Here is a 19494-nt window from a genome sequence, read left to right as displayed (position 1 = left end):
AAAAGATGATGAGTGATTTTATTCATAACCGTGTGGTAGTCGCCGCTTTTTTGGCCTGGATGATTGGCCAGTTCCTGAAATTCCCTCTGGAATATTTGCTCAACAAACGCTGGGATTGGAGCATCATGTTCAGCTCCGGCGGGCTGCCCAGTTCGCATTCTTCGTTGGTCACCGCGGTGGCGCTTACCATCGGGATTCAGGAAGGTTTCGATTCGGCTGTTTTTGCATTGGCAGCCGCTATTGGGATGATTGTGATCTATGACGCGGCCGGCGTGCGCCGCCAGGCCGGCATTCACGCGGAGCGTATCAACGCCATCATGAAAAGCTTCTTCGAAAGCGGCCAGTTGGGCGAAGATGAATTGGACGATTTGAAAGAAATGCTTGGCCACACTCCCCTGGAAGTGGTTTCCGGGGTTCTCCTGGGAATTTTGATTAGCCTGGCGGTTCTGGCGATGATGCCGCTTTAATCGCCGTAGAGATTCTTAATGACTTTTGCCTGATCAAAACCGGCTTTCTTGCTGGTTTTGATATCCTGCCAGAATAGCTCATCGTAACGCCGCGAGTGCACCAGGATGGGCATGGGCACACCCCAACCCAACAACAGCACTTCTTCCTTGGCTTGCAGGCGTGAGAGCATGCCGCGCAGCGCTTCGCGCCCGGCCAGCCCGGACAGCACCGCGTGGATATCGTCTTCGTCGCCCAGCCAGCCGCACACGCGCGTTCCCAATTGGCTCATCACTTCGTCATAAATTTGCGAGGGGCGCTGGTCGATCACCAGCAGGGTGACGTAGTACTTGCGCATTTCGCGCGCGATGGTGCTGAAGGTGGTTTGCGCCGCCATCTCGCGGTTAAGCAGCTTATGAGCTTCTTCAACCACGATCACCAGCGGGCGCGGTTCGCTGCCGTTCTTGCCGCGGAATTCGTTGGTCATCTGCTCCCACTCGGCACGGATGCGGCGTGTCAGCAGGTTGGAGACCAGCAGGTAATCCAGGTCGCTTTCGTAATCCCCAAAGGACAGCACGATGTGCTTGCCCTTCTTGAGCGCTTCCACCAGGGCTTGGATGCTGTCGGCCGGCGGATTCTCGACGATGTAAGGTTTGTTGAACAGGCGCCGCAGCTTGTCGTGCAGCCCTTCCGCCGCCATCACGTTGACGCCGTTCTGGTTGGCCCAAAAGGCCACGCTGTCCGGTGCGGGCACTTTCTTGTCCCCGTCCGTGGTTTCGGTTGCGCCGCGCTTCATGGCTTTGAAAGCTTTGAACCACTTATCCTTACCCAGAGACTGCACCAGCGCGTCCAGCACGGTGGCGGTAGTTTCCTTCAGGTTGAGTTCGCGCGTCAGCAGTTCCACATCTTCCGGCAGAATGTCGCTGTAGCCCAGCACCAGGTTGAAATCAGGCGCGCTGCCGCGAATGGTAGCGCTGCCGCCCAACCCGACCACTTGCACTTTGCTGGCGCCGAATCCGCTGCGCAGGCCGCGCACGTTCTCGCCTGTGTCAGAAGCGGTATCGTCCAGCCCATATTCGTTGTGCATATCATAGACCAATACGGAAGCGCGGTTGTGGTCGATCAATCCGGCCAGCAGCATGCGCGTCAGGAAGGATTTGCCGGATCCGGTGGCGCCAAAAATACCGGAAGAGCGCTGGATCAATTTGTCCAGATTGACGCAAACCGGATGGTCCTGTTCGCGGGTGTAGCCAATCACGAAGTTGCTTTCATCCTCCGGCTTGCCGAAAATTTCAGCTACATCTCCGGCTCCGGCCAGAAAAGCGTCAGCGTGGTGCGCGGGGATGGACTTGACCGGCATGGGGCGTGGTTCTTCTTTGTCGCCGCTGTCGATGGCGCGCCGCCAGGCGCTGTAATCCGCTGAATCCGGTTCAGGGCCGCGCTCCAGCATCAATGCCGGCAGTACGACCAGGTTGGTGTACAAGGTTTGGCGGTCCAATAAACCGGCTAATTCCTCCGGCAGGCGCGCGCGGCTGGGTTCCAACGCGTAGCGCGGATCGATGCTTTGCAGCTGCAGGTCGGTGGCAATGCCGTAGAATTTCCAGTCCTGGCTGTCAATCACGATGAAACTGCCTTCCTGTACCTGTTGGGGTGTACCGTTCAGGCGCACGTGCAGGTTCTCTTTCAAACCGCCGCTGGTGACAATGCCGATAGATTCGTTCTGATGCAAAGGTTCGCTCATGGTTTTTATCCTGAATTTAGATACCGAGTTCGCGCTGTACGTCTGCCAGCGCTTCCAAAACGGGCATCAGCCGGACGTAATCGTCGCGCAGTTGGGTGATGACTTTATCGATTGCCCGCGCAAACCACTGCTCGTCGCCGTGGTCGCGTTGGGCGCGCCCGGCCTGCAGCAGGTGCGCGGCCAGCAGATCGGCAGCCGGCAGATCCTGGGCCTCCAGAATGAAACGCAGGTAACCCAAACTGCCGGCGCTGGTGAAGGCGCAGACATCCCCCTCGCCGCAGGCGCGCACGCGGTCCAGCGAAAGCGGAGGGCGCGGCGGCAGCCGGTGCGAAATGACGCCCGCGCTGCGGTGCCCGACAAACAGCACGCTCAGCTCCACCGGTACGTTGCGGTTGACGCGGTTGTCCTGGATGACGGTTTCACTGATATTGGGTGTGGTGACCAGTTGGCGCACCAGCCCGTCGTCGTCGATATGAATATCACTGACCAGGCCGTAAGCGCTTATTTCCTGCCCCAGGTCGATGCTGACCAATGACCCGAAAGGAGGGAAATTTTGTGAGGGCAGACAGCCTGCCACGCAAGCGCGTGTGTTCGCGCGCAGCAATCGTCCGACTTGTACATTCACTTGAGGATCATTAGCCATGTTCACATCCTGGTTCGTTTTTGCAGCCCTTTGGCTGCCAGTTTATTGGAAGGCTGCGGTACATCCAATCCCTGACGCTGAAGTTCCTGCGCCAGCGCGTCCTGCAGTTGGGCCTTCTCGTCGAAATGGACAACGGCGGTTTCGTGGGCGCGGTGCAGCAGGTAAGGGTAAGGGCGCCCGCCCATGATGCGGCACTGCGCTAATAAAAGGGCGTGCAGACGGTTTACTTTATCGGTATCTTCTGCCACCCAGGCCGGGATCTCTACGCGCACGATGTAATCATTGTCGTTTGTGCTGACGTTGAGATAAAAGAAATGAATGCGCAGGGCTTCAGGATAATTATCGCTGGAACTGGATTGCAGCGCGAAAATGGCCGAACGCTGACCAGCCGGCAGTATGCCTGCCAGCAGGGTGGTATCGCGCAGCTCAGCCAGTCCGTCCGACCTTTCTTCAAAATAGATTGCCAGCATCTGCCCCAGCAGTCCTGCGCGCGTGCGATCGATGTATCCGGCCAGCGTGAAATCGCGTGCAGCGAGAGCCGCCAGCCCGTCAATGTAATTTTTAAATTCTCTCTCGAATTGGTCGCCCTGGCGCGGTTCGTGATAGAGTTCCAAGGGCCCGTCGCGCAGAGCTGCCACCGGTAAATCATTAGGCGCAGTCCAGTCATTTAAAATACGCAGTTCGGCGACATCCCTCCGTAGGCTGATCAGGTCTTCGCTTAACAGGTTGAATTCGATTCCGCCGCGATCTTCCGACAGGATTTCGCTGGTGATGGAAATTTGCGGTGCGTCGCTGCTGCCGGTATTCATGCAGATCAGGCTGGTATTGATCAGGGAAATGGGGATTGCGTCGTGCGGGCTGGAGATAATTTGTGAACCGTCCGCAGCCAGCACCATGCAGGGTTGGTGCTCTGCCGGCGGGGGATAGGATTGGTCGAAAGCTTCTCCAAGGGGCAGCGCGCAGCGTTTTCCGCTTCCCTGGCAGCGTTTTCGGATTTCGTCATAAGGCTGCGAGGCACAAGTCTTGAACAATTCGCGCGCGTTTTCCAGAACCTGGCGAAAATGCGCCTGACTTTGATTGGCATTTTGCGCGTACTGTTGAATTTGCGGCTGAAGGCCAAGGTAATTAAGCGGCATGGAGAATACCCTGATTCATCTCGAACATATGTTTGATTATAACGGATCGTGAGTGGACAGCAAAGTATCAGGGGTTTAAATATGAAAGAGGAAGGCGAGGTCGGCCTTCCTCTCTCAATAAAAGGGAATTGAGATATGTTTAAGGTTTAGAGACTTCAATCCAGTCGAAGGTCAGGTCGTATTCCTTGCCGTATCCGGCCATGCCAAAGCCCACGGTGCCATCGCTGTAGCTGTTGTCTTCAACGGCCAACGGGCGCTTTTCCCAGTAGAGTTGTTCGCCGTTCACGAAGGCGGAGATGGTACTGCCAACACAGGACAGAGAGAACTGGTTGGTGTTCAGGCCGCTGACGATCTTGGTGCTGCCCACGCGTTTCTCGACGAAGTTGGTGTAAGCATTTTTACCGTCATCGCGCAGGTATTGATCGAAGCGCAGCAGCTCGTAGTATCCGCTGGGACTGATGCGGAATTCGTACCAGCCTGCTTCGCTGGCGCGGCAGATCAGGGACATGGTGGCGTCCAATGGGCCGGCATCGCTCACTTCGGCTGTAACGATCACATCGTCATAAGTGTGTTTCGTGTTTAGAAAGATGAAGTTGGTATCGTTGGGCGGTAAGGTTTGCAGGCGCAGCTTGCCATTGATCTGTTCCCAAATCAGCTGGCTTTCCAGGCCGGAAACGACTTTCAAGCCCCAGTCATTGGTGATGTCGCCGTCGAACTCATCACGGAAAAAAGCACCGTTATCCGGCAGGACAGCTTCGGTTGGTTCGGCCTGAAGCTCCTGAAGTTCCATTTCTTCTGCAACTTTCGCGCCGCTATTGCCCAGGCTCACCTGGGGCAAGGACCCGCATGAAGACAGCACGAAGGCGCTGATCAGCAGGACGACTAGAAGTTTACTTTTCATTTCACTCTCCATTTTTGGTGTCAAAAGAACAATAGTGGTATGTTGGTCATACCACTATACCATAGTTTAGCATGTTTGAATGATTTGTCAATAGGCCATTTCAATGAATTCTTTTTTTGAAAAATGTAAGTGGATAAAAAATACCCGAAATATAGGGATTGATTTTTATTCGGAATATGTTATATTGTAAAAAAGTAACCGAGATCGAAAAAAGCAAACCCGGTGAAAACCGGCGGCGCAAAGCTATGGGTCTACCGCTCTGTCCAGGATTGCCAGGCTGCTGAAGGTCTCTTTGTGGTTAAAAAAAGTGATAAACAGTGGGAATTCGCTGTTTACGGAAGAAGATGAAGTCACATGAAGAAAAGTAAATATCTTAGTTTGATCATAACCCTGGGTATATTGGCGCTGGCGATCTCGCCGGTTCAGGCGGCGGCAGGCAATTTGCGGAACGCCGCGCAGCCCAACCCGGAGGACACGCCCTTTCCCCCCATCCCCATGACCCCCGGAAATTCCGGCCTCAACCCGTTGACCGGGCTGCCGGTGCAGGACCCGGCCAACCTGCTGCTGCCCCCGGCATTGGTATCGGTCACCAATTTCCCGCCCACTGCCCGCCCGCAGGCCGGCTTGAGCTTTTCCCCCATCGTATTCGAGCTGTACATTGGCGAGGGCATGACGCGCTACCTGGCGCTTTTCTACGGCGATTATCCGCAGGCGTCGATTCCCAGCGGCAGTGAGGACGTGCAGTCCGAGCTGACCGCGGGCCTGCCGCAGCCGGAAGCCGCTAGTGTCGGCCCGGTGCGCTCCGGGCGTTTGCCCTATGAATACGTGCGCAAACTCTATAACGGTTTCATTGTGATGGCCTCGGCTTACCAGAAAGTGGCCGACCAGATCAGCGACTACGTCAACGTCTTTGGCGACGACAACACCGACCCCAACAGCGCGCTCATCCCGGTGGATAAACTGGAAGACATCGCCAAGGCCAACGAAAGCGCCCTGGGGACCGACGCGCTCACAGGCATGCATTTCGACAGCCAGGTTCCCCCGGACGGCAAGAACGCGCCTTCCCTGTGGATCTTCTACGCTTATAAGAATCAGGTGTTCTGGCGTTACAATCCGGCGGACGGCTCCTATCACCGTTGGCAGGATAACGCCGACGGGCAGACTTTCATCGAACAGACCGACCGCTTGAACGGCGATCCGCTCGCTTACAATAACGTGATCGTGCTGTTTGCCAATCACGAAGTGCACAACAAGTACCTGATCGATATCGACCTGCTGTACGTTAAAAAGGGCAAAGCGCTATTATTCCGCGACGGCCAGATGTACGAGATCTACTGGACCACCAAGAGCGAGGATTACGAGAAGACCACCGGCAAGCTGCGCCCCATCCGCTTCATCGATGCTGACGGCAACCCCTTCCCGCTTAAACCCGGGCAGACCTGGATCGAGCTGGTGACCCCTTACACCACCTACTGGGAAACGGTCGATTCCGAAAAATACAACCAACTGGTGGCCGGGCGCAGCAAAGGTTCCGGCTATTGGGGCCTGTACTTCAACCTGGACGATTGAATATTGGTTTTTCCACGTAAATAACTACGGTCTTAAAAATCCCTATCAGGATGGATATGGTTTCATCCTCTGGTCGCATTGTGGTCAGTGCGCATCCATTGTATATTAAAGAGATGATGGTGCTGACGATGCGAAATTTCCGAATTCCAATAAAGGGTCGGCCGTATGAAAAAATTCTTTAAACAATTTAGAAAGATCCAGTGGCGATTGACCTTCACCTACATGGCCGCGACACTGTTGATGCTTTTTTTGGTGGAATTACTGGTACTGGTTTCCAATAACCGCGATTCTTTTTCCAACCCTTTCTTTATCAACAATACTGCGCGTTCATTGAGCGACGGCAGCCGCATGCTGGATGGGGCTTTGGATGACCCTTACGACTCCGAAGCTATCAACCAGTGGATCACCAATAACAAGAATTTCCTTGAGTCCAATACGCGCCAGAACCGTTCCATACAGCCGCCGCAAGACCAACCGGCCCCCGTCCAGCAGACCGACCAGCAGCAAGACCTGCCCAAATTGATCAACAAGGATACCGAGTTATTCTCATCCAAACCAGTGGCATTCAGCCGGGACAAGAGCCGCCTGATTGTGGCCAGCCCGGAAGGTGTCATCCTGGGGGCGGACAACGAAACGGAATTCCCCCTGGGCGATGACCTGATGGCGTATCTGGACGATGACGAAATTGTGGTCGTTAACGAGGTGTTGACCGGCACGCAGACCTCCGTAGTGTTTTCCAATTCCAGCACGCAGTACGCCTCCTTCGCTTTTCCGGTCATGCAGAACGGCGAAATGAAGGCGCTGGTATTTATGCGCATTGTGGCGCCGACTGTGGCCGAAGAACTGGACGCGGCTCTGGCCGGTTTCCTGCCGGACCTGCCTATTTTCCTGGTGACATCCGTGGTGGTTGGTTTTGTCTTTGGCAGTTTGTTGGCCAGCAGTTTCACCACCCGCATCCAGAAACTGATCGAATACACCACGCACTGGGGCAAGGGTGACTTTTCCAAGATCGAAAAGGTCAGGGACGGGGATGAGATCAGCGAACTTTCCACCGCACTCAACGAGATGGTGGTTCAATTTGAGGAATTGATCGAGAGCAAGAAGATGCTGGCCGTATTGGAAGAACGCAACCGTTTTGCGCGTGACCTGCACGACAGCGTCAAACAAGAGATCTTCTCGATCTCCATGAACCTGGGCGCCATCAAGTCCCTCATCAAGACCAACCCCGAAAAGGCCAACGAGCAGATCGAGATCACGGCCGAATTGGCCAAACAGGCGCGCAACGAACTGAGCACCCTGATCTACACCCTGCTGCCGGCCCAACTGGAAAACCAGGACCTGGAGATCGCGTTGAAGGAATACGTCAACGTGTGGGAAAAGAACAGCGGCATTTCGGTAGTGTACCGCACGCAAGGCCGCAAGATGGATATCCCATCGGATATCGAACAGACCATTTTCCGCATCACGCAGGAGGCGCTTTCCAACATCGCGCGCCACAGCAAGGCCACGGCCACCAGCGTCATGCTGGACTACCTGCCCGATTTTATCCGCCTGCAGATCAGCGACAACGGCACCGGCTTTGACATGGAGAACGTCAAGAAAGGCCTGGGGCTGCGCTCCATTGCCGAACGTGTGGCGGAAAACCAGGGCAAACTGGATGTGGACTCCGGCAGCGGAGGCACCACCATTACGTTACAATTCCCTTATCAGAAACCGGACGCGGGAGGAACCCATGAAGAAAAATAATGCGATTTCTTTGATGATCGTGGACGACCACAAGATCGTACGCGATGGGATTTGCGCCTATCTCGAGACCGTACCGGAGATCGAGGTGATCGCCCAGGCCGAGTCCGGCAGCGACGCGGTGCAGTTGGCCGAGCAGTTGGCCCCGGACGTGGTGCTGATGGACCTGATCATGCCCGGTATGGACGGCGTGGAAGCCACCTGGCGGGTGCGCCAGGTCAGCCCGCGCTCCAAGATCGTCATCCTGACCTCCTTCCACGAGGATTCCAACATCTTCCCGGCCATCAAAGCCGGCGCGCTTTCCTACGTGCTCAAGAGCATTGACCCGGAGGAATTAGCCGAGACCATCAAGTCCGCTGCGCGCGGCGAAGCGGTGCTGGATTCCAAAGTAGCCTCGCGCCTGATGCACGAGTACCGCGACGACGCCAACGAATCCATGCAGGCTTATATGCAATTGACCAACCGCGAGCAGGAAGTGCTGGAATTGATCGCCAAAGGCCTTTCCAACGCGCAGATCGCCGAGCAGCTGGTCATCAGCGAGAAGACCGTCAAGAGCCACGTCAGCAACATTCTCAGCAAGCTGCACTTCGCCGACCGCACCCAGGTGGCTGTTTTCGCCTGGAAGGAAGGCATCGTGAAGAAGGAGCGCGGCGAGGAATAGAACCGATTTTAAGTGAGATCCATTCTCTCTTCTATGTCCTCCCCTGTGACGGGGAGGACTTTTTTTAACCCTTCCCAGATGGGAGAGGGAGGTAAAACTCCCTCCCTATTTCGGCGAAGCTGAAATGAGCAAGGCTGGGATGGAGCCGGAAATTGTTGCCCTGAGTCATGCAGCGAAATTTGGCAAGATTCCAAATGAGGATAGGGTCTTGGCCGGAGGATAAAATTAACCACGGATGAACACAGATGGACACAGATAGATATTTTCTCCTCGATCTGTAGGTCACACATTCCTGTGTGACTGGATGATATTCTCCTTATACTTGGTTACAGAAATTCGGAGACATGGTTTACACATTTTTTTATTCTCATCCTGAGGAGGGGCAAATGAAAAGGCCGCACAATCACTGTGCGGCCTGAGGAGCTGGAAGATTAGGGGAGGTCAATTATTCTCTTCCAGGTACTCCTGCGCAGCTTGATACCGGCTGCGGATATGTTCGACTAAACTGTCCACGCTGGTGTCAAAAGCATCCTTGTTCGATAGCGTGGTGTAGCCATCCTGTTCGGCTTCCACGTAAGGCGCGATCATCTCATGCAGCCGGGTCAACTCGCTTTCCAGCGCGTCCGGGTCGAAAGCTTGCGTGAGGAAATTCTGTACAGCTTCCACGTAGCGCTGCTGATAAACCTCATCGGCCAACAGGTAAGAGATCAGCGGCCAATTATCGCCTACGTCCTCGTTCCCGATGGATGTTGAGCCGGATCCCATCGGATTATCAGCGCCTTGTGCGTTCTGGGGGCCTTGGGCAGCGTTGTCAGCGCGCCCGCCGCCGCGGCTGCTCATCGATTGGTTGTTATCCCATGGGATCCATACCAGTTGATCGCTGGTCGGGTCGTGGTACAGGTAATAATTGTGCGACATGCTGCCGTAGGTATCCCAATTCTGCATGACCGTGTTGGCGGCCAGCCACTGCAGGAAATCATCCACGTCGAACACCGCTTCCAGTTGCGCGCGCCAGACGGATGGGTCGCTCAGGCGCAGGTCGGAATTCAGTGTTTCCAGCAACGCTTCCACGTCGCTGTAATCGTCCACTTTCTTATTGGTTTCTTTGTCGTAACCTTCTTCGTTGTAGCTGCCGGCTGTGAAAGTGGCTGCGCTGCCGGAGGGTTTGTAGACGTTGCCGCTGTCGTCATCGAATTGGGTCTGGATCAGCGTATCGTCCACCACCTCGACGGCGGTGTAAAGGCCGTAGTAAACGGGCCCATCGCCGCTGTCCACGTACACCGCGTAGAAAGCGGTTTGCGCGGAGGGCACGCCCGCGGCGCGGAACATGTCGGCAGCCACGGTTTCCCGCAAGTAAGAAGAATCCGAGAAGTTGCTGGAGAAGGAGAGCTGCTTGAAACCATAAAAACGCTGGTTTTCCGTAGTCGGGTAGTCGTCCTCAAACTGGTCGAAATCCAGTTTGAAGGGCAGTTTGTTGTTGCCGGAGGTCCACGAGCTTCTCAGCGAGGAATTGCCTTTAAGGCGGAACCCAACGTGCTCCCAGGTTTCACCGTTGAAGGTGATGGTAGCGTCCACCCAGATGGGGTTCTCGTCATCATTACCGTCCATCATGCCGCCGCCCATGCCGCCGCGGTTGCCCATATTGTCGTCATTGCGCTGTGGGCGATTGGCGTCGTCCTGCGGGTTGAAATTCCCGCCGCCCTGAGGCGGTTGGTTCGTACCGCTGTCGTCGGTTGGTCCTGCGGTTGGAGTGGCTTCGGCGCTGGTCGTGTCGACCAGGCTGATACCCTGTGTGGTAGATTGCGTCGTGTTCGCCCCGTCCATTTGGGGCACGTTGCCGCCCTCCGGACGAGCGCCGGGTTGCCCGCCGCCATTGCCACCGCCGAAACGGTCACTGCTGCCAGGTTGGCCGTACCTGTCGATCATATCGTCCTGCAAGGCTTCCCAATTTTCCGGAGAGATGGTGATGTTGATCTGGTTGACTTGATCGTCCGGCAGAACCACGGCGTAATCCGGGGCTGTGTCATCGGAATGTGAATAAGCAGCAGACTGGTCCTCAACAGCGGAGCTGGTGTTTTGTCCGGAGGCGCCCGAACAGCCCAGAACCAGGGCCGGGATCAACAGCAGCGAAATAATGACCAAAAATTTATTCTTCATGTGTAAACCCTTTCTTGAAATCTTAAAAACATTTAATCGTCGTCGCTGCCCAGGGAGTCTCCATTGCTTCCTTCATAGGAAATCTTCAATTCAGCCGTGTCTTGCAGGAAGTTGATCTTGTTGACCTCCACATCGGTGATGGAGAGGCCGGTGCGGTCTTGCAGGTCGCGGATCAGCAGGTCGCGGTTTTGCGGTTTGATCAATTCAATCTTTTCATACAACACAGTCTTGCTCTCGTGATATTTGAAACCCCAGCCCCTTTCCAGGATGAGCAGAAGGGCGAAGACAAATATATATGAGATCACCAGTGCGGCATATTGGCCGGAATCCAATAGGGCGTAGTTGACCATCGGCAGCGCCAGCAGCACGAACAGGTAGCTCATCTCGCGCGACGGGATGGTGTCCGTGCGGAAGCGCAAGACCGAGAAGATAGCGAACAAGCCGAAGCCGACCCCGAAGCTCAGCTCGATGTTGCCCAGGAAGTTGAAGATCAGGAACAGGGTCGAATTGAGCGACAGAAACGTAAGGATGTACTTCTTCGACTGTTTTTGATTGTAGTAGATGAAGCGCACGATCAGAAACGCCGTAATGAAGTTGATCAGGATATTAATGATTAATTGAAGTTCAGAAGGCATAATTCAGTCTCCTCTGCAGGGAAGATTTGATAATTTCGATATTTGGCTTGAATTTATTGGCTTTCAACTGCGGCGTCAACAAAGCCATGCTGATGCAGTACTTGCTGAAGTTGACCGGTTTGATGGCGTGGTCCTTCATAGCCTGGCAGAACTTGGTGTTCAGCGAGCGGTTGTCCTGCTTGATCTCCGCGATGGCGAAGGGATTCCAGGAAATGAACCCGTTCTGGTTATAGGCGCTGAAATTCAAGTCGATGGTCACGCGTTCCAATGAATGCTTGTTGACCAGGGTCATGCGGTTGTAGCGGTTCCAGATGACCGGTTTGAGCGGCACCAGGCCCGGCTTGTAGGTTTGACTAACGAACTGGTATTGATCCGGAGTCAGGCGGTTGTTAATGTCATGGATCTCCATGCGGGTCTTGATCGTGCGGTCCTTGTTGTCCTTTTCCTTGACTTCCAGGAAGGCGTTGCTGCTGTTCATGTATTTGCGCATGCGGATCTTGAAGCGCGGGCGCTTGCCATTGTGATGGTCGAAGTAGTTGTTGAAACTCAATGTGTCGAAGTACAGCGTCAGGTAAGGCTGCAGTGTGGAATCGCTGACTTCCAAAATAGCATAATCTTGCTGCACTTCTGAGAGGATTTGAGGCAGGCTTTCCGTGTCGAACAGGAATTTGGTATCCACACGGTCCTGCAGCTTTTGCTCATCCAATTGCTCCAAGCCGATAGACTTGAAGTCGGAAAGGATGCGGCTCATGGTGAATAGGTCCACTTCCTGAACAGCGGGATTGTTTTCTTCTTGAGTTGGTAGCAAATTATGTGTTTTCATGGTTTCACCTGATGCTATTTATAAGCGCAGGGTCTCTTTTTGCCATCCAGCACCGGGAGGAATAAAAATCCGCCTTAAGGCGGATTTAATTTGTTGTTAAGAATTGGTTAAAGATCGGCCCGGGGTCACAATTCGGACGGGTCGATGCCTTCCGACAGGTCGCAGATGCCGCTGCCATCGTTATCGCGGAAGCGGCGGCAGTGCCCCGGGTAGCTGCAGCCGCGGTGGCACAGCACCACCAGTTGGCTGGATTGGGGAGCGCCTGGCTCAGCCTGGGTTGTGGCTGTGGCCGCTTGCGTGGGTTGCGCGGTGGGTTCCTGTGTGGTGGTGGCCTGCGCCTGGTCGACCGTGGTGCTGGCGTTGTCGGCGCTGCTTTGGGCGCTCAGGTTTTCCGAAAAGTCGCAATAGCCCGACCCATTGCTGTCGACGTAATTACTGCACTGCCCCGGATAGGGGTCGTTGGTTAACGCGTACGGGCAGGTTGTGGCGGCCTCGGCTGTTTCGCCGGTATCCAGGCGCGTGCAGGCTGCCCCGGCCAGAACCGCCAAAGCGCAGGTCCCTGAGAATCTCAGGAACCTGCGCCGGTCCATGGCTTCATTCATTGAAGAGTTTTCCTTTTTGGCCATTTTGTCTTATTCCGCTTGCAGCGCTTCGCGCGCGACGGACTTGCGCCCTTTGGGCAGTATGCACTTCAACATCTTGAATATAGTGCCCACGTTGAGCAGCAGGTGTCCGGCGATCATGTAGATGGTCAGGTTGGTGGCGATCACGTGGATCATCTTCAGCGAGTGTGAATGCAGTGCGGTCAAACCCAGCGTGGGCAGCACGACTTTCGACATGAGGATGCCGCTGATGATGATGGTGAAAAAGGCCGCGAATCCGACGATGTCCAGCACCAGTTTAAGATGTTGTACCAGGCTGCTGCGCTTGAAAAATTCCTTGACGATATTTACAACCCAGCGCCAGTGCATTACCAGGTGCAGGATCAGGATCAAGCCCAGGGCAATGCCGAACCATTCGTGAAAGGCTATACCGGTCAGCCTGACCTGGTTGACCAGCCAGAAGCCGCCCAACAGCACTACGTCCACCAGCAACAACAGGAGGGTCTTATTTGTATTCTTTTTCTTCGATTCCATTTTGCACCTCGATTTCATTTAAACCATTCTCGTTTTGTTGATAAAGAACTTCCCAGGGAGGAGGAGTAGGCCCCGGGAAATCTTTTGGTTCAATAACACACAATTTGTAAAGGAGAGAAGATGTTTTTTGAACGATCAACAATGCCTATGATACGGGTTTAGGGGTGTTTTGCCATCCGGCAAACGATGGAAATTGCTTCAGCCTTTGGCTGGATTATGAGATGGACTTAAGATGGAGATAAAAAAGGTTTAGTCGGAGGCTTCCAGGTTCTGGAAGTAATCGCAGACTGCCTGCAGCGGGCAGCGTTCGCATTCGGGTTTGCGCGCGTGGCAGATCTCGCGCCCCAGGCGGATGATGTTCAGGTGGCCGGGTCCGTACTGGTCCGGCGTGAAAACCTGCTCCAGCCAGACGTGCGCTTTTTCCACACTCATCTTCTGCGGGCGCAGACCCACGCGTCCGGTGACGCGGTAGACGTGCGTGTCTACCGGCAGGGCCGGAATGCCCAGCGAGAACTGCAGCACGATGGCGGCCGTCTTGGGCCCCACGCCGTTGAAGCGGCTCAACCAGGCGTGCGCGTCCTCGCGCGCTTCGTCCTTGAGGAAATTCAGGTCCAGGCTGCCGCGTTCTTCCGTGATCTGGCGCAAAATGGCCTGCATGCGCGGGCCTTTCTGGTTGGCTAGGCCGGCCGGGCGGATGGCGTCCTGCACGGCTGCCTGCGGGGCGTCGCGCACGCCTTCCCAGGTGGGGAAGCGTTCCTTCAGACGGGTGAACGCCACGTCGCGGTTGACGTCGTTGGTGTTCTGCGAAAGGATGGTGGAGATCAGCTCGTCCATGGCCGGCAGCGGGTTGCGCCACTCGGGCAAGCCGTAGAAATCCAACAGCAGGCGGTAAACGGTTTGGGTCTTATCGACGAAGTTTTTTTCAGGTTGGGGAACGTTGTTCATGCGTGCAGATTTTCCAGCGCTTCCAGCAGTTCAGGGGAGGGCCGAATTTCACCAATTTCCTTGTTGCGCCAATTGCACAGCGGCCGGCGGTCGTAATCCGCCAGGTCGCGCAGTTCTTCGCTGCACAGCACCTTGAGCGTTTTCAGCACTTGAATCACCGCCACACTGCCGGCGCGCAAGCCCAAGTCGCCATCGGCGATCTTGACGGCAATGCCCAGCCCGCCGGGGAACACACCGGAATGGCCCGGCATGACCGCGACGCCGTGGAAACCTTCCGCGCCGATCTTGGTCACCAGGCTGCCGCCGGCCGCGGACATGATGTCCGTGTCGAAGCGCTGCGGGCCGCCCACCATGAACGGGTGTGCCATCATGGCGGTGGTGATCTTATCGCAGGCGGTTGCGCGTTTTTCTCCCAGCGCATCCGGCTGGCTCAGGCGTGCGTAAGCCGCGGCGCTGTTGGGCAGCGGAACCGCAAATACCGGTGCGGAACAGCCGTCCGTGCCCAGCTGGATGGTGTCAACTTTCACGCCGCACATTTCTGCAAAGGTGCGCAGCATGGCCTGTTGGACCGGGTGCTGCGGATCCAGGTAATTGTCTGTGGGCGCGCCAATCATTTTGGCGAAAGCCAGCATGCCGCTGTGCTTGCCGGAACAGTCGTGTTGGTTGGAGTGAAAAGGCTCGCCCTTCATCATCTTATTGCGGGCGGTTTCGGGGTCATAAGGAGTGTGAATGCCGCACTGCAGCATGCTTTCCTGAATACCGATTTTCGCTTGCAGCGCTTCCAGCACCTGTACGTGTTCGTCGGTTCCGGAATGCGAAGCGCAAATAATGGAAATTTCCTGCAGCGTCAGGTCGTACTCGCGTATGCCGCCTGCTTCCAGAAATGCCAGGGTTTGAAAAGGTTTGGCGGAAGAACGCAGGTAGTAGGGATTGTCCATATCCCCCAATGAGAAAATGATTTTCCCGTCGGGTTGGGCAATGGCGATACTGCCGTAATGAATCGACTCAACGATACTGCCGCGTGTGACTTCTACCAGGGGAACGTGATTGCGCGGCTGCATTGTTTAGGCGACCTTTTTAGAGAGGAAGTTGAGGCAGTACTGGCTGAAGCCGTAAGCCAGGCGCGTGCGGAAGACTTCCATTTCCGCTTTGGTCTTGGCCTTGAATTCGTCGGCCAGCGATGCGCCGGTTTCTTCGATTTGGGCCAGGTCGCTTTTGCTGTTGGCGGTTTTTTCGGCCAGGCGCTGTACTTTCTTCAGGAATTTCTGCAGATCGCGTGCATCATCCCTGGTGACCATGCCGCCGCGGCTGCTGACGAGAATGTAATCCTTGTATGCGTTGGATTTGAGCAATTCCAGCGATTCCATCCATTGATCCAGATCGGCGGAAGCCAGGAAAGGCGGCTGATTAACCAGCAGGGTATCCCCCAGAAAGATAACTTTTCGTTCGGGCAGGATGGCCCAAATGGAGCCGCGCGCCGGACCGGGGTGCTGCTCCAGCAACAGGGGTTCATCATCCCAGTTGATGTTCATTTCATTGGTAAAGGTGATTTCAGGGTGGGCCCAGTGAATGCTGTTGACTTCACTGACCGATTCCCAGATGGAGCCGGTGCGGGTGGTCTGCGGTTTTCCGGCGGAATTGCGTCCGGTAATGGCTTGCGCGGTCTTTTCATGCGCGATGATTGGGCAGCGCATGGCGCGCGCACCCAAACAGCGGTCGTAATGCTCATCCAATAAAACCAGCAGTCTTTCAGATCCGCTGTTGCGCGAACAGGAGGAGCGCCAGATTTGGGCGTCCTTCATACTGATGGGCGCGTCAATCATGATTACTCCATTGGGTGTCTGAACGGCTCCAAGTGTGACGCCATCGTACTCGGTTTCAATAACCACACCTGAAACAATATCTTTCATGCAAACCCTTTCCTTACTACCTGCTGATAAATTTTAGAATTGCTGGAGAGTATAACATAAACGATCCCTGCCTATTCCGGCTGCCAATTATTCGAAATTTGCGACTTAATTGAACGCCGTACCAGGTTGCAGCGCGGGCAGGATAGGCTGTTGCATAACAACGAGAATGGGTCTTCCTTGATTAAAGCGACGGCTGAATTGACCAGTATGTCCAGCGGTACTGCGTACCAGGCCGCGTCTCCCACGGTGGTCACGCGCAGCTCGTCCTGCAGGTAATAATCGATCTTATGAAAACCATCCGGACAGCCGGGAAAGTGCGGGCATTCCAGGATGCCGTTTTCAGTCAATGCCCAGCGCACGAACTGCTTGCGCCCGGCCAGGAATTCGGCGTAATGCAGGCTGAAGTTTTCCGCAGGCTGCGCTCCAATCAGGGCCACCCAGCCGTTCAATTCCATCAGCTTGCGGATGGGCGCGTACGGGTCGGCAGGGGTCTGGTCGATCAGGGCCACGTCCAACCCCAATCCGCAAAAAGAAAGGATAGGATGGCTTGAGCGGTAGGTGCCCGAGTACGCGCGCAGGGCTTCGCAGATCTGCGCTTCCGGCAGGTCGCAGGGCAGCTGCGTGGAGAAAATGGACGCGTTCAGGTTGGTGTCGCGCCCGCTGCCGTAATCCAAATTGTTATCTGCCGGTCCCTGTTCGGGGATGATCATGGTGCTGCCGGTGAAGGCCGGCATCATGACGTTGTCGATGGTTGCCAGAATGGCACCCAGCAGGGTTTCCATGCCGCCTCGGATTTCTCCCAGGCGTGAGGGAGCCACGTGCGCCAGCACAGGCGTGCTGCGATCGAGGCCCAATTTTTCCAATCCAAGTGTGATATCGCGATAGCTGATCATAGTTTTCGGCAAAGCTTTAAGGAAATTATAAATGCTTAAGGTTGTTCGGTTATAGGGCAAACCGGAACAATATCGTTATTGGTTTGGCTGTTGAGCGGCAAGCCGAAATAGGGGGAAGGATCCAATGTGTTGGACTTATCCAATTCGTTCAGGAAGTTGCCTTTGCCGTTGTCTTTGACCACCGAAAAATGCAGGTGTACACCCACCGGATGGTTGGGTGTGCCGGAATAGTTCCCCTGATAGCCCAATAACGTACCGGCCTTGATAAAGACTTCTTTGGTGCCGGCCGGAAATTCGGCAGTGATGTAGGAATTGCCGTTTTCGTCGGCCATGTGAGTGTAATAAGTCCAGATCTGGCGGCCAGGCTGCAGCGGGTCGTCCGGGATGCGGATGATCAGGCTGGATTTCCAGCTGTCCTGGCGGGTCAGGTAGCCGTCGTAAGCCGCGTACACCGGCGTCAGGCCCGATTCGGTGCCGCCGAAAATATCGATACCCTGGTGCGAGTGCCCGATGCGGAAGGAATCGCCCCAAATAAAACCGACTAGTCCGTCGGTGGGCATGGTAAAGGGCGCATCGCCGCACTGTTCTCCGGCTGTGATGGCCCAATCCGCGTGCGCTTGTGGATCGCGCATCCACTCGATGAATTTCAGGTAACGAGCCGGACGGAACAGGTTGCGGGCGAAATAATAGCCGAAGAGGAGCACCAGGCCGATACCGGCCAGGATCAGAATTGTTTTCATGGTTTTCATCATAAGCTTTGATTTATAACTGGAGTGCTATTTTACACCACACCGATCATTGACCAGGGCCCTGTCCAGTTGACGGTTACCTCGCGGACTTGCCCCAGAAGGTTTTCGTCTGATTCCACGAAGACCAGTTTGTTGGTGGTCGTGCGCCCGCGCCAGCGGTCTTTGGCTTTGCTCTCGAACAGTACCGGCGTGCGTTTGCCCAGATAGGTCTGATTGATTTCAGTGGTGATGCGCTTTTGTAATTCCTCAATGACGCGGAAGCGGCGCCATTTTTCTTCATCGGAAACGTCGTCCGGCATCGTGCGCGTGGAAAGCGTGCCTTCGCGCGGGGAATAGCGCGCCACGTGAGTCATGTCCGGGTGCATGGTATTGAGGATGTCCACCGAGCGTTCGAATTGTTCGGCGCTTTCTCCGGGGAAGCCCACGATCAGGTCGATGGCAATGGAAACCGGGGTGGAGGTTTGGCGGAAGCGTTGGTGGATTTTATCCACAACAGATAGATATTGCGCGGCGGTGTACCCGCGGCGCATATTATCCAAGACCTGGTCATCGCCGGCCTGGATGGGCAGCTCGAAATGCGGCATCACTTTGGGTAGTTCCGCCACAGTATCCAGCAGCTCATCGGTCATGTAGTTGGGGTGCGAGGTCAGGAAGCGGATGCGCTCCAGACCTTCAATTTCCTGCAGGTCGCGCAGCAGCTGTGCCAGCGAGGGATAGCCGGGTTGATCCAATCCGTAACGGTCGACGATCTGGCCCAATAAGGTAATTTCTTTCACGCCCTTGTGTACCAGCGAACGTGCGTCGGCCAGAACTTCTTCCGGCGGCCGGCTGATCTCGCGCCCGCGCTTGAGCGGGATGATACAGTAGCTGCAGGCATGCGAGCAGCCAAACACAATCGGCAGAAAAGCGGAAATCTGCTGCCCTTGATTGGATTGGGGCAGGGTATAACCGTATTCATCATCCAGGATGTTTTCGATGTAATGGCGCCGGTCGTTTTCAACCGAGCGGGCTGATCCGGTTAGTCTCTCAATTAAAGGGAAAGGATCGGAAGGCTGGGAAAAGACGTCGACATAAGGAAAGCGCTGTTGCAGGTCATCATAACCGCGCACGCCTACCATGCAGCCCATCAGGTTGATGATTAACTCCGGGTTGCGCTGTTTTAGACTTTTAAGGGAAGTAAGGCGTCCGACCGCTTTGTCTTCGGCGCTCTGGCGCACCATGCAGGTGTTCAACACGATCACGTCCGCGTCTTCCGCTTGCCGGCAGGCCTGGTAGCCCAGGTCCTCCAGCGCAGCCGAAACCCGCAGCGAGTCGGCGTTGTTCATTTGACAGCCTTCGGTCCAGATATGATATTTCACGCACGCGATTATATCAGCAATTCGGACAAAAACAATCGCATTTAGACAGG

19 protein-coding genes and 1 riboswitch are annotated in these 19494 nt (G+C 55.3%); of the genes, 4 read left to right on the top strand and 15 right to left on the bottom strand.

Translation table 11 applies throughout. The features are described 5' to 3' along the window. Positions 1-5: 5 nt before the first annotated feature. Positions 6-467, top strand: a complete 462-nt coding sequence (locus Pelsub_RS00685) for a divergent PAP2 family protein (RefSeq protein WP_116225157.1) — start codon at positions 6-8, stop codon at positions 465-467. Here the strand turns inward: Pelsub_RS00685 and Pelsub_RS00680 are convergent. The 4 genes from Pelsub_RS00680 to Pelsub_RS00665 all read right to left on the bottom strand — a co-directional run bounded on the left by Pelsub_RS00680 (position 464) and on the right by Pelsub_RS00665 (position 4865). Further along, positions 464-2185 carry an ATP-binding protein gene (locus Pelsub_RS00680; RefSeq protein WP_116225156.1) on the bottom strand — a complete coding sequence of 574 codons (1722 nt, stop codon included), beginning with the start codon at positions 2183-2185 and terminating at the stop codon, positions 464-466. The genes Pelsub_RS00685 and Pelsub_RS00680 overlap by 4 nt on opposite strands. A gap of 16 nt (positions 2186-2201) precedes the next feature. Then, positions 2202-2828: a hypothetical protein gene (locus Pelsub_RS00675; RefSeq protein ID WP_116225155.1), complete on the bottom strand. Its 627-nt coding sequence runs from the start codon at positions 2826-2828 to the stop codon at positions 2202-2204. Positions 2829-2830: 2 nt separating this feature from the next. Then, entirely contained in the window at positions 2831-3964 is a 1134-nt protein-coding gene (locus Pelsub_RS00670) for a DNA double-strand break repair nuclease NurA (protein ID WP_116225154.1), read from the bottom strand. A gap of 139 nt (positions 3965-4103) precedes the next feature. Further along, a complete protein-coding gene (locus tag Pelsub_RS00665) occupies positions 4104-4865 on the bottom strand; it encodes a hypothetical protein (RefSeq protein ID WP_116225153.1) in 762 nt (253 codons plus the stop codon). A 202-nt stretch (positions 4866-5067) separates the two neighbouring features. Continuing rightward, a riboswitch (cyclic di-GMP riboswitch) is annotated at positions 5068-5150 on the top strand. A gap of 69 nt (positions 5151-5219) precedes the next feature. Between Pelsub_RS00665 and Pelsub_RS00660 the strand changes: the two genes are divergently transcribed. The 3 genes from Pelsub_RS00660 (at position 5220) to Pelsub_RS00650 (ending at position 8838) form a co-directional block, all read left to right on the top strand. Then, a complete protein-coding gene (locus Pelsub_RS00660) occupies positions 5220-6434 on the top strand; it encodes a DUF3048 domain-containing protein (protein WP_116225152.1) in 1215 nt (404 codons plus the stop codon). Between the two features lie 165 nt (positions 6435-6599). Next, complete coding sequence (locus tag Pelsub_RS00655) at positions 6600-8180, top strand: sensor histidine kinase (protein WP_116225151.1); 1581 nt, start codon at positions 6600-6602, stop codon at positions 8178-8180. Further along, on the top strand, positions 8167-8838 hold the full coding sequence (locus tag Pelsub_RS00650) for a response regulator (protein ID WP_116225150.1): 672 nt from the start codon (positions 8167-8169) through the stop codon (positions 8836-8838). The genes Pelsub_RS00655 and Pelsub_RS00650 overlap by 14 nt, the downstream gene beginning before the upstream one ends. Before the next feature lie 441 nt (positions 8839-9279). Here Pelsub_RS00650 and Pelsub_RS00645 read toward each other — a convergent pair whose 3' ends face one another. The 11 genes from Pelsub_RS00645 to miaB all read right to left on the bottom strand — a co-directional run bounded on the left by Pelsub_RS00645 (position 9280) and on the right by miaB (position 19411). Next, positions 9280-10995, bottom strand: a complete 1716-nt coding sequence (locus Pelsub_RS00645) for a CotH kinase family protein (protein ID WP_116225149.1) — start codon at positions 10993-10995, stop codon at positions 9280-9282. 32 nt (positions 10996-11027) lie between these two features. After that, a complete protein-coding gene (locus tag Pelsub_RS00640; RefSeq protein ID WP_116225148.1) occupies positions 11028-11630 on the bottom strand; it encodes a DUF4956 domain-containing protein in 603 nt (200 codons plus the stop codon). After that, positions 11620-12453 (bottom strand): polyphosphate polymerase domain-containing protein, encoded by an 834-nt coding sequence (locus tag Pelsub_RS00635; protein WP_116225147.1) that lies wholly within the window; start codon positions 12451-12453, stop codon positions 11620-11622. The genes Pelsub_RS00640 and Pelsub_RS00635 overlap by 11 nt, the downstream gene beginning before the upstream one ends. Before the next feature lie 125 nt (positions 12454-12578). After that, the gene (locus Pelsub_RS00630) at positions 12579-13055 is read right to left on the bottom strand and encodes a hypothetical protein (protein WP_116225146.1); all 477 of its coding nucleotides are present in this window, start codon (positions 13053-13055) and stop codon (positions 12579-12581) included. Between the two features lie 30 nt (positions 13056-13085). Beyond that, positions 13086-13589, bottom strand: a complete 504-nt coding sequence (locus Pelsub_RS00625; RefSeq protein ID WP_158674913.1) for a DUF4405 domain-containing protein — start codon at positions 13587-13589, stop codon at positions 13086-13088. A gap of 249 nt (positions 13590-13838) precedes the next feature. Further along, positions 13839-14534 (bottom strand): endonuclease III domain-containing protein, encoded by a 696-nt coding sequence (locus Pelsub_RS00620; protein ID WP_116225144.1) that lies wholly within the window; start codon positions 14532-14534, stop codon positions 13839-13841. After that, positions 14531-15595, bottom strand: coding sequence for an asparaginase (locus Pelsub_RS00615; RefSeq protein WP_116225143.1), 1065 nt, complete (start codon positions 15593-15595; stop codon positions 14531-14533). The genes Pelsub_RS00620 and Pelsub_RS00615 overlap by 4 nt, the downstream gene beginning before the upstream one ends. Before the next feature lie 3 nt (positions 15596-15598). Further along, entirely contained in the window at positions 15599-16444 is an 846-nt protein-coding gene (locus Pelsub_RS00610) for an MBL fold metallo-hydrolase (RefSeq protein WP_116225142.1), read from the bottom strand. A 71-nt stretch (positions 16445-16515) separates the two neighbouring features. Then, positions 16516-17337, bottom strand: a complete 822-nt coding sequence (locus Pelsub_RS00605) for an AAC(3) family N-acetyltransferase (RefSeq protein WP_116225141.1) — start codon at positions 17335-17337, stop codon at positions 16516-16518. A 35-nt stretch (positions 17338-17372) separates the two neighbouring features. After that, positions 17373-18077: a M23 family metallopeptidase gene (locus Pelsub_RS00600; RefSeq protein WP_158674912.1), complete on the bottom strand. Its 705-nt coding sequence runs from the start codon at positions 18075-18077 to the stop codon at positions 17373-17375. A 41-nt stretch (positions 18078-18118) separates the two neighbouring features. After that, a complete protein-coding gene (gene miaB, locus Pelsub_RS00595; RefSeq protein ID WP_232528607.1) occupies positions 18119-19411 on the bottom strand; it encodes a tRNA (N6-isopentenyl adenosine(37)-C2)-methylthiotransferase MiaB in 1293 nt (430 codons plus the stop codon). Positions 19412-19494 lie beyond the last annotated feature (83 nt).

Source organism: Pelolinea submarina, assembly GCF_003966975.1.
GTDB classification, from domain to species: domain Bacteria; phylum Chloroflexota; class Anaerolineae; order Anaerolineales; family Anaerolineaceae; genus Pelolinea; species Pelolinea submarina.
The sequence above is the reverse complement of the archived record's forward strand: the minus strand, read 5'-3'. Positions and strand labels throughout refer to the sequence as shown.